General features: G+C 64.5%; 15 protein-coding genes. 2 read left to right on the forward strand and 13 right to left on the reverse strand.

All coding sequences use genetic code 11. The annotated features are described in order from the left end of the window. Nucleotides 1–38: 38 nt before the first annotated feature. The 5 genes from NKG99_RS19740 to NKG99_RS19760 form a co-directional block, all read right to left on the reverse strand. Complete coding sequence (locus NKG99_RS19740; protein WP_352870305.1) at nucleotides 39–1,079, reverse strand: glucokinase; 1,041 nt, start codon at nucleotides 1,077–1,079, stop codon at nucleotides 39–41. 189 nt (nucleotides 1,080–1,268) lie between these two features. Continuing rightward, nucleotides 1,269–2,357 (reverse strand): penicillin-insensitive murein endopeptidase, encoded by a 1,089-nt coding sequence (mepA, locus tag NKG99_RS19745; protein ID WP_352870306.1) that lies wholly within the window; start codon nucleotides 2,355–2,357, stop codon nucleotides 1,269–1,271. Nucleotides 2,358–2,422: 65 nt separating this feature from the next. After that, the gene (locus NKG99_RS19750) at nucleotides 2,423–3,322 is read right to left on the reverse strand and encodes an SDR family oxidoreductase (protein WP_352870307.1); all 900 of its coding nucleotides are present in this window, start codon (nucleotides 3,320–3,322) and stop codon (nucleotides 2,423–2,425) included. Further along, nucleotides 3,319–4,473 carry a tRNA epoxyqueuosine(34) reductase QueG gene (queG, locus tag NKG99_RS19755; RefSeq protein ID WP_352870308.1) on the reverse strand — a complete coding sequence of 385 codons (1,155 nt, stop codon included), beginning with the start codon at nucleotides 4,471–4,473 and terminating at the stop codon, nucleotides 3,319–3,321. Before queG ends, NKG99_RS19750 begins: the two co-directional genes overlap by 4 nt. Beyond that, nucleotides 4,454–5,146 carry a glutathione S-transferase family protein gene (locus tag NKG99_RS19760; RefSeq protein WP_352870309.1) on the reverse strand — a complete coding sequence of 231 codons (693 nt, stop codon included), beginning with the start codon at nucleotides 5,144–5,146 and terminating at the stop codon, nucleotides 4,454–4,456. Before NKG99_RS19760 ends, queG begins: the two co-directional genes overlap by 20 nt. Before the next feature lie 160 nt (nucleotides 5,147–5,306). Between NKG99_RS19760 and NKG99_RS19765 the strand changes: the two genes are divergently transcribed. After that, nucleotides 5,307–6,113, forward strand: coding sequence for an undecaprenyl-diphosphate phosphatase (locus NKG99_RS19765; RefSeq protein ID WP_352870310.1), 807 nt, complete (start codon nucleotides 5,307–5,309; stop codon nucleotides 6,111–6,113). 8 nt (nucleotides 6,114–6,121) lie between these two features. On the opposite strand, the gene NKG99_RS19770 is transcribed toward NKG99_RS19765, so the two are convergent. Together NKG99_RS19770 and rsmI are read right to left on the reverse strand one after the other, a co-directional pair. Beyond that, entirely contained in the window at nucleotides 6,122–6,499 is a 378-nt protein-coding gene (locus tag NKG99_RS19770) for a YraN family protein (protein WP_352870311.1), read from the reverse strand. Continuing rightward, nucleotides 6,492–7,406: a 16S rRNA (cytidine(1402)-2'-O)-methyltransferase gene (rsmI, locus tag NKG99_RS19775; protein ID WP_352870312.1), complete on the reverse strand. Its 915-nt coding sequence runs from the start codon at nucleotides 7,404–7,406 to the stop codon at nucleotides 6,492–6,494. The genes NKG99_RS19770 and rsmI overlap by 8 nt, the downstream gene beginning before the upstream one ends. A 149-nt stretch (nucleotides 7,407–7,555) precedes the next feature. Here rsmI and NKG99_RS19780 point away from each other — a divergent pair, with 149 nt between their 5' ends. Beyond that, nucleotides 7,556–7,735, forward strand: coding sequence for a hypothetical protein (locus NKG99_RS19780; RefSeq protein WP_352870313.1), 180 nt, complete (start codon nucleotides 7,556–7,558; stop codon nucleotides 7,733–7,735). Nucleotides 7,736–7,767: 32 nt separating this feature from the next. Here the strand turns inward: NKG99_RS19780 and NKG99_RS19785 are convergent, their stop codons facing one another. The 6 genes from NKG99_RS19785 to NKG99_RS19810 form a co-directional block, all read right to left on the reverse strand. Then, nucleotides 7,768–8,247, reverse strand: a complete 480-nt coding sequence (locus NKG99_RS19785; protein WP_352870314.1) for an EamA family transporter — start codon at nucleotides 8,245–8,247, stop codon at nucleotides 7,768–7,770. Continuing rightward, nucleotides 8,247–8,726 (reverse strand): hypothetical protein, encoded by a 480-nt coding sequence (locus NKG99_RS19790; protein WP_352870315.1) that lies wholly within the window; start codon nucleotides 8,724–8,726, stop codon nucleotides 8,247–8,249. The genes NKG99_RS19785 and NKG99_RS19790 overlap by 1 nt, the downstream gene beginning before the upstream one ends. Beyond that, a complete protein-coding gene (locus NKG99_RS19795; RefSeq protein ID WP_352870316.1) occupies nucleotides 8,705–9,031 on the reverse strand; it encodes a hypothetical protein in 327 nt (108 codons plus the stop codon). The genes NKG99_RS19790 and NKG99_RS19795 overlap by 22 nt, the downstream gene beginning before the upstream one ends. Nucleotides 9,032–9,194: 163 nt before the next feature. Beyond that, nucleotides 9,195–10,358 carry a radical SAM family heme chaperone HemW gene (gene hemW / locus NKG99_RS19800; RefSeq protein WP_352870317.1) on the reverse strand — a complete coding sequence of 388 codons (1,164 nt, stop codon included), beginning with the start codon at nucleotides 10,356–10,358 and terminating at the stop codon, nucleotides 9,195–9,197. Beyond that, complete coding sequence (rdgB, locus tag NKG99_RS19805; protein WP_352870318.1) at nucleotides 10,355–11,002, reverse strand: RdgB/HAM1 family non-canonical purine NTP pyrophosphatase; 648 nt, start codon at nucleotides 11,000–11,002, stop codon at nucleotides 10,355–10,357. Before rdgB ends, hemW begins: the two co-directional genes overlap by 4 nt. Next, a complete protein-coding gene (locus NKG99_RS19810; protein ID WP_352870319.1) occupies nucleotides 11,002–11,412 on the reverse strand; it encodes a VOC family protein in 411 nt (136 codons plus the stop codon). The genes rdgB and NKG99_RS19810 overlap by 1 nt, the downstream gene beginning before the upstream one ends. Nucleotides 11,413–11,538: the final 126 nt, after the last annotated feature.

An 11,538-nucleotide genomic window follows, 5' to 3' on the forward strand; every position in this document is an offset into this window, starting at 1 on the left:
AATTCGGCACCCCTCTTAACGCCAAGGAGCCGGCTTGCCTATGCCTTGGGGTGACTAACTTCGTCGCGCCAGCGCCGGCCCTCTGTCTGGACGCCGAACAGCGAGGGGTTCCTGGCGTAGGCGGCAAGGCCCAGGAGTGCGGCCAGCGGGTGGGTGATGACATAGACCGGCATGGTCCGCATCAGCGCGCTGTGCGGCGCCTTGTCCTCGAAGGCGGCGCGGAAATTGCCGGCTTTCAGCGCCGGCACGATCTTTTGCGCGATGCCGCCGGTGAGGAACACGCCGCCACGGCTCATGAACACCAGAGCGAGGTCGCCGGCGGTGCGCCCGAGGCAGGTGACGAAGGTCTCCAGCGCTTCCTCCGCGACCGGATCGGTTTTCGCCAGTGCGGCGGCAGTGACCTCGGCCGGCGTGGTGAAGGGCGACGGCTTGCCATCCGCCTTGGCCACCGCCCGGTAGACATTGACCAGACCGCGTCCGCACAGGATCTGCTCGCCCGAAATGCGACCCTCGAGCTTCTCGATATGCGGGAAAACCTCGAAATCGCGGGCCGAGCGCGGGCCGATGTCCATATGGCCGCCCTCGCCGGGCACTGGAATCCAGTGGCGCAGCGCATGGACCAGCCCGGCGACGCCGAGCCCGGTTCCCGGACCGAGCACGACGCGACCGGCATTGGGCTCCGGCGTGCCGCCGCCGATCTTTTCCATGTGCTCCTCGCCGAGCGCGACGACGGCCAGCGCCTGCGCTTCGAAATCGTTGAGCACGACGATGTCGCTCAAGCCCAGATTGGCGAACATTTTTCGCGGCTTGACGATCCACGGGCAATTGGTGAGCTCGATCTCGTCGCCGTCGACTGGGCCGGCCACAGCCAGCACCGCCGAATTGGGACGCACCGACGAGCGGTCGAGTACGGCCGCCTGGATCGCCTCGTCGATGGTGTTGTAATTCGCCGTCTGGACGATGGTCGGCTCGCCGGCCTCGGAATTGGCGTCGAGCACGATCGAAAAGCGCGCATTGGTGCCGCCAATGTCGCCGATCAGGATCGGAAACCGCAACAAAGTATCGTCGTCACCTGCCATGCTTTTGTCCGTCTCGTTCCTGGCAGCCTCTCACCGCCTCGTCGTTGACTAGCGCATGACCTTGCAAAGGGAAAGCCGCTTCGGCGTCGGGCCAGGGCTTACCCGTCCAGCGTTGGCGCTGCCCCTCACCTGCCTGCCAGCTTCGGCAAACAATTTGTCTCCAGCACAAGTTGGAGCTCGAGCGCGCCCTCAGTTTCCAGGCGGCCGTGGCCGCGGCAGCGGGATGCCGATCTCGGGGGTCGCGGTGAAGGCGTTCAGCGAGCTTGGTAATCCGGCCGCGGCCGGGGTGGCGGGCAGCGACGGCGCTTCGGGTTCGGACGCGGCCACCGCAACCGGCACGGCGCCGCCATGGTAGGTCGCGGCCTCGGCGGAGGCCGGCCCCGGCGCGTCGAGCACGGCGCGGCATTCCTGGGGCAGGTTTGCCATCGTCATCAGGTCGCGTGCCTTCGGCGCATCCGGGTTCTTGTTGGGGCGCCATGGCTCCTCGGTAAACCACCAGGCCAGCGGCTTGCCGCAGCCATCATCGTCCGGCGTCGCTTCCTGCGCCTTGCAGCCGGGCGAACCCGGCTGGCAGCCGAGGCGCATGTGGAAATGATAGTCGTGACCCCAGAACGGCCTGATCTTGCGCAGCCATGAGCGGTCGCCCTTGACGGTGTCGCAGAGCTTTTTCTTGATGCCCGGGTTGACCAGGATGCGCTCGACTTGGCTGTAGCTCGCCGCCCGCTTCAGAAACCTTGTATGCGCGGGCGTCCACAGCGCGTCCTTCACCAGATGGGTCTTCTCGTCGACCATCAAGGTGGCGCTCATCGATTCGCGCTGCGCCATCGACAGCGGATGGCTGGGCATCGGCGTCAGCCAGATGTCGGCGTCGAGCCCTATCTGGTGCGAGGCATGCCCGGTCATCATCGGGCCGCCGCGCGGCTGCGAAATGTCGCCGATCAGCAAGCCGGGCCAACCATCGACCGCTGCGTCGCGCGACAATTTCTCGATCACCGCGATCATCGCCGGATGGCCCCAGCGGCGGTTGCGTGACGGCCGCATCAGCTCCCAGGTAGGACCGTCCATGGGAATGGCGACGCCGCCGGCGAAGCAGCCCTTGGAATAGAAGCCTATCGACTGCGCGGCGGCCGCCGCCGGCAGCTTCTTGGCGCCGAACAGGTCTTTTGCCCGTTCCTCGGCCGCTGCCGGCTGCGACGCGAGCCCGAGCACTGCAAACAGGCCTAGCGCGGCTGCCAGCAGTGGTTTTTTGCTTAGAAATGGCCGCATCGCTGTTTTCATGAAACCGGTTTCCCACCGCAATCCCGAGGTCGAATCATAGCACGCCGCGCCCGCGGCTTCGACCGTTAGCGCTTCATCGGGCTGCGCGGCTCGCCGTCACGCCAGTCGCCGCTTGCCCACATGTGGTCGAAGGCGGCGCGGTAGTCCGGAAAGCGAAAGCGATAGCCCGCCGCCTTGATCGCCGTGTTGGCGACACGCTTGTTCTCGCCATAGAAGGACTGCGCCATGGGCGAAAGTTGGGCAGCGTCGAAGGGAATTTCGGGCGGCGGCTCGATGCCCATCAGCGAAGCGGCATAGGCGACGACATCCTGCGGCGGTGCCGGCAGATCGTCCGTGACATTGAAGACGCCGCCTGTGCTGCCACCGATCAGCTGCCACAGCGCACCGGCAATGTCGTCGCAATGGATGCGATTGAACACCTGGTCCGGCTTGACCAGCCGCCTTGCGGTGCCGTTTTCCAGATTGACCAGGGCGTTGCGGCCCGGCCCGTAAATGCCGGACAGGCGCAGGATCGCCACCGGCCGGCCGATGTCCGTGCCCAATTGCAGCCAATCCTGCTCGGCCGCCACCCGCATCACCGAGCGCTTCGACACCGGCCGGCATTCGGCCGTTTCATCGACCCACGCGCCGTCGTAGTTGCCATAAACCCCGACCGTGGAGAGATAGCCAATCCATTCGAGCGCCGGCATTTGAGCGATTGCCTCTCGCGCGGCATTCAGGACGGGATCGCCGGCCTCTTCCGGAGCGACCGAGATCACCAGATGCGTTGTTTTTTCCAGCGCATCCGCGACTTCGTCGGTCAGCACACCATCGAACAGCAGCGGTGCGATGCCGGCCTGGCGCAGCGCCTCGAACTTTTCCGGCGACCGCGTCGTGCCGAATATGTTGGCGGCCCCCTTGTTGGCGCGGGCAAAAGCCTTGCCGGAATAGCCGGCGCCGACGATGAAGACCTGTTTCTCGCTCATACATGCGTCCTGGTTGGCCGCGCCAGACGCCATTCGTCGCGTACGGCTTCGTCGTTTTCGGCTTTCAGGCCGGCAGCGGCCCGTTCGGAATATTCGGCGTATGGCACCAGCCGCGCCAGCGCCCATATTGCCGCGCCCCGCACCAGCGGCGAGGCATCGTCCAGCAACGCACGCACGCTGACCGCAAGCGCGGTGTCGCCGGAATTGCCGGCGGCGATCAGCACGTTGCGGACGAAACGATCGCGGCCGATGCGTTTTATCGGTGAACCGGAGAAGAAGACGCGGAACGCCGCGTCATCCAATCGCAACAGGTCGGCGAGCGGTGGCTCGCGCAATTCGTCGCGCGCGGCAAGCTTGGCCTCCGAGGCCGCCCGGGCGAACTTGTTCCACGGGCAGACGGCCAGGCAATCATCGCAGCCATAGATGCGGTTGCCGATCTTCTCGCGGAATTCATGCGGGATCGGGCCTTTGTTCTCGATGGTGAGATAGGAGATGCAGCGCCGCGCATCGAGCCGGTAGGGCGCTGGGAACGCATCGGTCGGGCACACGTCGAGGCAGGCGCGGCAGGAGCCGCAATGATCGATCTCCGCCCGGTCGGGCACCAGTTCGGCGGTGGTGAAGATGGTGCCGAGGAACAGCCAGGAGCCGTGTTCGCGGCTGACCAGGTTGGTGTGCTTGCCTTGCCAGCCGAGACCTGCCGCTTCCGCCAGCGGTTTTTCCATCACGGGTGCGGTGTCGACGAACACCTTCACGTCGCCGCCGGCACGGGCGACGATCTTGCCGGCGATTTCCTTCAGCCGGCCCTTCATCACGTCGTGATAGTCGCGGTTATGCGCATAGACCGAGATCGCGCCGCGGTCGCGCTTGGCCAGCATGCCGCGCGGATCACGGTCGGGGCCGTAATTCATCGCCAGCACGATGATCGAGCGCACCTGCGGCCACAGCACCGTCGGTTCGCCGCGGCGTTGCAGCGTCTCGGCGATCCAGTCCATCGAGCCGTGAAAGCCGTCGGCGACGAACTCGGCCAGCCGCGCCGGCGCCAGCGGGATCGCATCGGGGGTGGTGACGGCGACGGCATCGAAGCCGGCGCGACGCGCCTCCGCGTCGATCAGCGCGCGGAGTTTCGCGGCGTCAGAAGTCGAGGTCCGCATAATGCGACACCGGCGACAGGCCGCGCACGCGGTCGGTCAAAAGCGGCCGGAAGGAAGGCCGCGACTTCACCCGCGTGTACCATTCGCGCGCGGCTGGGTGTTCGCGCCAGTCGATCTCGCCGAGATAATCGAGCACCGACAGCGTCGCGGCGGCGGCCAGATCGGCATAGGTAACCCTAGGGCCGGCCAGCCAATGGCGGGTGCCGGCCAGCCAGTTGGTGTATTTCATGTGCTGGCGGATGTTGGCGCGCGCGGCACGGATCGCGCCCGAATCGGGCGAGCCGCCGCCTGCGGTCTCCGGCATCACCGGCTTCAGCACCCGTTCGCGCACCAGATGGCGGGTGACTTCGCTTTCGGCCTTGTTGAGGTACCAGTCGATCAGCCGGCGGATTTCGGCGCGCTGCATCGGATCCTCGGCGAACAGCCGCTTGTCGCGCTTCAAGACGCCGCGTGTTTCATCGAGATATTCCGAGATCACCGTCGCGCCGACGATCGGCACGTCGCCTTCGGCCAGCAGGATCGGCAGTGTCCCGGCCGGGTTCAGCGCCAGGAACTCCTTGCGCCGTGTCCACGGCTTTTCCTCGATCAGGGCCAGCTCCTCGCCATATTCGCCGAAAGCGAGACGGACGAAGCGACAGGTGGCGAACATGGGATGGTGGAAAAGCGTCAGCATGGTTCCGCGATGATAAAGCGCACTGGCGAATCGCAGGGCGCACCGGTAAGTCTTGGCCGCCCGGTTAGCGGGCCGTCAGGGTGTTGCGACCTATAGGGGGACTTGCACGCCATGACAAGCAAGCCGTTCTGTCAGCCGTCACGCCAATTCCGAGGTAGCCATGGAAAGCCAGCCAATCGTCGAAGCCCTGCTGCTCGGCCTGCTGGAGGGGCTGACTGAGTTCATCCCCGTCTCATCCACCGGCCATATCCTGCTCGCCGGCCATTTCCTCGGCTTCCACTCGACCGGCAAGGCCTTCGAGATCCTGATCCAGCTCGGCGCCATACTGGCGATCCTCAGCGTCTATTTCCGCCGGCTGTGGCAAATGCTGGTCGACCTGCCGCGTGACCGGCTGACACGTCATTTCGCCATCGGCATCCTCATCGCTTTCCTGCCGGCGGCGATCATCGGCGCGCTGGCGCATGATTTCATCAAGACGGTGCTGTTCGAATCGCCACGGATGATCTGTATCATGCTGATCATCGGCGGCTTCGTGCTACTGGCGGTGGACCGCATGAACCTCAAGCCGGTCTATCGCGACGTCGAGCGATTCCCGACCCGGCTTTACCTGCAGATCGGGCTTTTCCAGTGCCTGTCGCTCGTTCCCGGCACGTCACGCTCGGGTTCGACAATCGTCGGCGCGCTGCTGCTGGGCGTCGACAAGCGGGCGGCGGCGGAGTTCTCCTTCTTCCTCGCCATCCCGACGATGGTCGGCGCCTTCGCCTTCGACCTGTTCAAGAACCGCAACGTGCTGAGCAGCGCCGACCTGCCAATCATCGCCGTCGGCTTCGTCGCCGCCTTCGTCACCGCGCTGATCGTCGTGCGCTTCCTGCTCGATTACGTCTCGCGCAACGGCTATTCGCTGTTCGGCTGGTGGCGGCTGGTGGTGGGTGGTGTGGGTTTGGTTGGCTTGATGATCTGGGGGTGAGCTTACCCTCAACTCCGCCCATAAAACGCATTCTCGACATGCACCGGCCAGCGCCAGGGCAGCACCGCGACCATGTCGAAGCGCATCGACAGTCGGCCGTAGTCCGTCTGGCGCGACAGCCAGATATCGGCGGCACCCTCGATGCGGCGCTCCGATTCATGGCCGATCGCCTCCATGGCTTCCATCAGCGTGCGGCGGGCCTTGACCTCGACGAACAGCACGAGATCGCCGCGCCGCGCGATCAGGTCGATCTCGCCGAAGCGCGTGCGATGGCGGCGCGCGAGGATCCGGTAGCCCTTCAGCATCAGCGCCGCCGCCGCCAGCCATTCGCCGCGATGGCCGCGCCGATAGGCTTTTTGGCGGCTGGCGCTCGGCCGCTCAGCCAACGTCGCTTTCTCCAGCGGCATCCCTGAGCTCAAGCAGCCGCCGATAGAGCGCCTGTTTCTGGCCGCCTGTCATTTTCGCGGCTTCCGCCGCCGCCTTGGAGGCCGGCATCTCGGCGGCGAGCGACAGCAACAGCCGGTCGATATCGGCCGGTTCGTCGGCCTTGGCCTCGGCCGGACCGACGCAGACGACGATCTCGCCCTTGGGCGTATCGGCCGCCGCATAGTGGTCGGCCAGCGCCTGCAGGGTGCCGGTGCGCATCTCCTCGAAGGTCTTGGTCAATTCACGGCCGATCGCGGCCTTGCGCTCGCCGCCGAGCGCTTCGACCATGGCGCCGAGGGATTCTGCCAGCCGGCGCGGCGATTCGAAGAAGATCAGCGTCGCCGGCACTGCCTTCAGTGCCCCCAGCCGCGTCAGCCGCTGCCCTGATTTGACCGGCAAAAAACCGGCGAACAGGAAGGCGTCCGACGGCAGGCCGGATGCCGTCAACGCCGCGAGCGGCGCCGATGGGCCGGGGATGGGCACGACGCGAATGCCGTGGTCGAGCGCCTCGCCGACCAGCCGGTAGCCCGGATCGGACACCAGCGGCGTGCCCGCGTCGGAAATCAGCGCCACGCTCTGTCCTGCCTGGAGCGCCGCGATCAGCTTCGGCCCGGCCTCGCCGGCATTGTGTTCGTGATAGGCCGTGGTGCGGCGGCGAATGGCGTAGCGGTCGAGCAGCACGCGCGACACCCGCGTGTCCTCGCAGGCGACGATGTCGGCGGCGGCCAGCGTCTCCAGCGCGCGCAGCGTGATGTCGGCGAGATTGCCGATCGGTGTTGCCACCAGATAGAGCGCCGGCTCGAGCGGCCGCGCCGCGATCTCGGTCTGACCGACCACATAGCTGCGCTTGCCCGTCTCGCCGGTCACTGATGCCTTCTCCATTCAGCCCTGTTTGGCACGGCCGGCGCCGGCTTGCAAAAGCTGACGTCGATGAAAGGAACTCGCCATTCCTTTGCCACAGTAGGGAACGAAACCGGCTACGGCAGATTTACCCTCTGATTCCCGAGGAGGACAGGATGGATAGCCTGAAGACGCAGGACGCTTTCGAACCCTATCATGCCGACCGCGACCGCGTGGCCGTACGCAAGGACAAGCGCCTGCCCGCCAAGACCGACGCCAGCCTAGCCAAGCAGGCCCGCTTGCCCACGAACGTCAGGCTTTCCGACACCAAGCCCGACAGCACGACGGAGCACTGACCAGACGATGCCCAATCGCTTCGACATTTTCATCACCCGTCTTGAAACGAAAAACGCCCGCAACGGCGAGCCGCTATCCCCGGATAGGCGACCAGCACCGCGCCCGCCGCGATAAGGGCGACGCCAAGCCAGTTCGCGCCGGAGAGTCGCTCGCCGAGAAAGGCCGCGCCAAACACCGCCACAAGCACGACGCTTAGCTTGTCGATCGGCGCCACCTGCGCCGCATTGCCGATCTTCAGGGCACGGAAGTAGCAAAGCCAGGAGGCGCCGGTCGCTAGGCCGGACAGGCCGAGGAAAGCCCAAGTCTTTCCCGAGATCGTAGCCGGCGACTGGAATTGGCCGCTGGCCAGCAGGATCGCACCGAGCACGACCATGATGATGACCGTGCGGATGAAGGTGGCGAAATCGGAATTGATGTTTTCGATGCCGACCTTGGCGAAGATCGCCGTGAGCGCTGCGAACGCAGCCGACAGCAGAGCCCAGAATTGCCAGGAGGAAACGGTCAGGTTCATTAGGCAGCGAGAGCCCTAGCTTTCTTCAATGCCGTTCCGTCCGGCTTAGGTGCCTCCCTTGAGGCCTTAACGCCCGGAGCAATCTTGTAAATTACTCCTTCATCCACCTCAACACCGTCAAATGTGCTATTTGCGAATCGCATTAGATTACTCGCCACGGTAAAAGAATTCGATCTCCCGCCAGTAAGAATTGACAACAAAGATGCCTTATTTATGAAGTGGTTCGTGGTATTAGCCACCGTCACTTCGTCAAGAGAAATAGGTGAGTTAATTGCTAGCAGGATACGGTCGATAAATCTGTTTACGGTCGTCGGCCCGTGCGTTTCTACGTCGGGCGACGCGATATAGAGTTCCCATTTCGAGGAGTCGTGAAGCCGTAGCCACATAGCCGCTGCTATGGGCAGTCCCGCAGCCTCCAGCGCTTTGACCGCCGTCAACCCGGCTTCAATGTCGGATTCTACCAGTGTCGTCTTATCCATGCCAACACACCTGTTTTGCCACGGGTCACCGCCGTGACCATGTTAGTCGCTTCTGCTGAAGTCCAAAACTTATATCGCGAATCGACATCCCAAGCCTTCACTGTGTTCCAGTAAGCTCGAAAAGCGGCACTTGCTTGCTCCTCTGCTGCCAAAGCGGCGGCCAATTGCCCCAATTTCACCAACTCACCCAACTTGTGGCCGTTGTTATAGATCTGGTTCACAAAGTTTTTATCAGGCAGATCGTTGGCCCGAAATGCGGAAGCAATTTTCGCTTTCAGGGCGCATTCAACGGCAATTCCTGACATGCAGTATGCCGCGTCGTGTTCACTGCTGTTTAGAAGCACTCGCGCAGTTCGCGCAAATATCCTAGATTTTAGTCGCCATTCGTCCCTTGTCATTCCACACCCCCCAATGCGGAACGATACTGGAGATTCTCGTTGAAGGAAACTTGCGTTAACGGCAGATGATCTATCGCGCCAGGTCCGCCACCACGGCGTCGAGCACAATCATGCCGGCCGGCGTGGCGCGCAGCCGCGCATTGCCGATCGGCGCCACCAGCCCCTCGCCCTGCAGCATCGATAGCCGCGCGCTCGACAGGCCGCGTCCGGAGAACGCTTCGTAGCGGGAGAGGTCGATGCCCTCGGCCAGCCGCAGGCCCATCAGCAGGAACTCGTCGGCCTCTTCCGAACGCGTCAGGATCTCGCCGCCGGTGACGCCATGGCCCTTGGCTTCGACCAGATTGGCCCAGGTTTCCGGCATCCGTTCGGCGATCGTCACCGTGCGGCGGCCGTTCTCGACGAAGCGACCATGCGCGCCGGGGCCGACGCCGACATATTCGCCATAGCGCCAGTAGGTCAGGTTGTGCCGGCTTTCGGCGCCCGGCCTGGCGTGGTTGGAAATCTCGTAGGCCGGCAGGCCGTGCGCCGATGTGATGTCCTGCGTCAGCGCATAAAGGTCGGCGGCGTGGTCGTTGTCGGGGATGATGAATTTCTTCGCCGCATGCAGCGCGTGAAACGGCGTGCCTTCCTCGATGGTCAGTTGGTAGAGCGACAAATGGTCGGCGGCATGGCCGATCGCCTGTTCGAGTTCCGATGCCCAAGCTTCCGGCGTCTGGCCGGGCCGGGCATAGATCAGATCGAAGGACAGCCGCGGAAAGATCTCGCGCGCCAGGCCGATGGCATGAAGGGCTTCCTCGACATTGTGCAGCCGGCCGAGGAAGCGCAAATCCTTGTCGTTCAGCGCCTGCACCCCGAGCGAAACGCGGTTGACGCCGGCCGCCCGGTAGCCGCGAAAACGTTCGGCCTCGACCGAGGACGGATTGGCCTCCAGCGTCACCTCGATGCCGTCGGGAACGGTCCAGTTCCTAGCCACGGCGTCCAGAACCCTGGCCACCGTTTCCGGCTTCATCAGCGACGGCGTGCCGCCGCCGAGAAAAATACTGGTCACCACGCGCGGCCCGGTTCGTTCGCGCATCGTCGCCAGCTCGGCCTCGAAGGCGCTGGCAAAACGATCCTGGTCGACCGGCTGGTGGCGGACATGGCTGTTGAAATCGCAATAGGGGCATTTGGCCGCGCAGAACGGCCAATGAACATAGACGCCGAAGCCGGGCGCCCGGTCGAGCAGCATGCTCATGTCGAGCCCAATCTGGCCTTGGCGAATTTCTGGAAAGCGCGGGCGCGGTGCGACAGCGCCGTCGGCTGGCCGGGCTTCCAGCCATGTTTTTCCTCGGCGCTCATCTCGCCGAAGGTTTTTTCGAAGCCATCGGGCAAAAACACCGGATCGTAGCCGAAGCCGAGGTCGCCGCGCGGCGGCCAGACCAGCGTGCCTTCGGCCTCGCCGCGATAATATTCGGCCTCGCCGTCGGGGAACGCCAGGCAGATGACGGCGACAAAGCGGCCCTTGCGTCGTTCGGCCGAGGCGGCGCCGACTTCCTGCAGCGCCACTTCGGTGCGTTGCATGGCCATGCCGAAATCGCGCGAGCCGTCAGGGGTCTCGGCCCAATTGGCGGTGTAGACGCCGGGCGCGCCGTCGAGCGCGTCGACGCACAGGCCGGAATCGTCCGACAGCGCCGGCAGGCCGGTCGCCTTGGCGGCGGCCAGCGCCTTGATGTAGGCGTTTTCCTCGAAGGTGGTGCCGGTTTCGTCAGGCTCCGTCAGGCCATACTCCTTGGCCGACTTCGCTTCGAAGCCGAACGGCCCCATCAAATCGGCGAATTCGCGCAGCTTGCCTTCATTGTGGCTGGCGACGACGATCTTCTTTCCATCGAGAGAATGCATCAAAGGCCCCAGATTCGTGGCTCGGCGAATTCGATCGAATTGCCCGAGGGGTCGCGTATATAGATCGAACGACCGCCCTGCGGCCACTCAAATTCGCTTTCAATGGCGATCTTCTTTGCCTCGAGACGCGCTTTCCAGCGCACGATTTCGTCGGCGGTCGCCGCAAAGCAGAGATGGCCTTCGCCGACCGTGCCGTGCGGCGGCACCGGCAGCCTCGCGTCGGGCGCCGGCGGGATTTTGGTTGCCTCGGCGTTGAAGATGAGCAGCACGCCGGATCCGCAGCGGAAGAACAGGTGCCTGCCGTCGACCTTGCCGAGCACGGAGAGGCCGAGGACGCCGGTGTAGAAGGTTTCGGCGGCGGCAAGGTCGGCGACGTAGAGAGCCGATTCCAGGATAGCAGAGGGCGTCACGAGGCACCCCCCTCTGCCCTGCCGGGCATCTCCCCCGCAAGGGGCAGGGCTGTCCGGGGAAATCTATTCATATATGAAGGCCATCTGATTGAGGGAGGATCGGTCTCTTGGTCGGCTCGGATTGAC

It is taken from the genome of Mesorhizobium sp. M1409 (genome assembly GCF_040317535.1).
Classification (GTDB): Bacteria; Pseudomonadota; Alphaproteobacteria; order Rhizobiales; family Rhizobiaceae; genus Mesorhizobium.

Excerpts from the sequence above, each read along its gene's own strand:
- NKG99_RS19790 (WP_352870315.1), bottom strand. The coding sequence starts at position 8,726 with ATGGATAAGACGACACTGGTAGAATCCGACATTGAAGCCGGGTTGACG.
- hemW (WP_352870317.1), bottom strand. The coding sequence starts at position 10,358 with ATGAGCATGCTGCTCGACCGGGCGCCCGGCTTCGGCGTCTATGTTCAT.
- rdgB (WP_352870318.1), bottom strand. The coding sequence starts at position 11,002 with ATGCATTCTCTCGATGGAAAGAAGATCGTCGTCGCCAGCCACAATGAA.
- NKG99_RS19750 (WP_352870307.1), bottom strand. The coding sequence starts at position 3,322 with ATGAGCGAGAAACAGGTCTTCATCGTCGGCGCCGGCTATTCCGGCAAG.
- NKG99_RS19765 (WP_352870310.1), top strand. The coding sequence starts at position 5,307 with ATGGAAAGCCAGCCAATCGTCGAAGCCCTGCTGCTCGGCCTGCTGGAG.
- NKG99_RS19760 (WP_352870309.1), bottom strand. The coding sequence starts at position 5,146 with ATGCTGACGCTTTTCCACCATCCCATGTTCGCCACCTGTCGCTTCGTC.
- NKG99_RS19740 (WP_352870305.1), bottom strand. The coding sequence starts at position 1,079 with ATGGCAGGTGACGACGATACTTTGTTGCGGTTTCCGATCCTGATCGGC.
- NKG99_RS19785 (WP_352870314.1), bottom strand. The coding sequence starts at position 8,247 with ATGAACCTGACCGTTTCCTCCTGGCAATTCTGGGCTCTGCTGTCGGCT.
- queG (WP_352870308.1), bottom strand. The coding sequence starts at position 4,473 with ATGCGGACCTCGACTTCTGACGCCGCGAAACTCCGCGCGCTGATCGAC.
- NKG99_RS19780 (WP_352870313.1), top strand. The coding sequence starts at position 7,556 with ATGGATAGCCTGAAGACGCAGGACGCTTTCGAACCCTATCATGCCGAC.
- mepA (WP_352870306.1), bottom strand. The coding sequence starts at position 2,357 with ATGAAAACAGCGATGCGGCCATTTCTAAGCAAAAAACCACTGCTGGCA.
- NKG99_RS19795 (WP_352870316.1), bottom strand. The coding sequence starts at position 9,031 with ATGTCAGGAATTGCCGTTGAATGCGCCCTGAAAGCGAAAATTGCTTCC.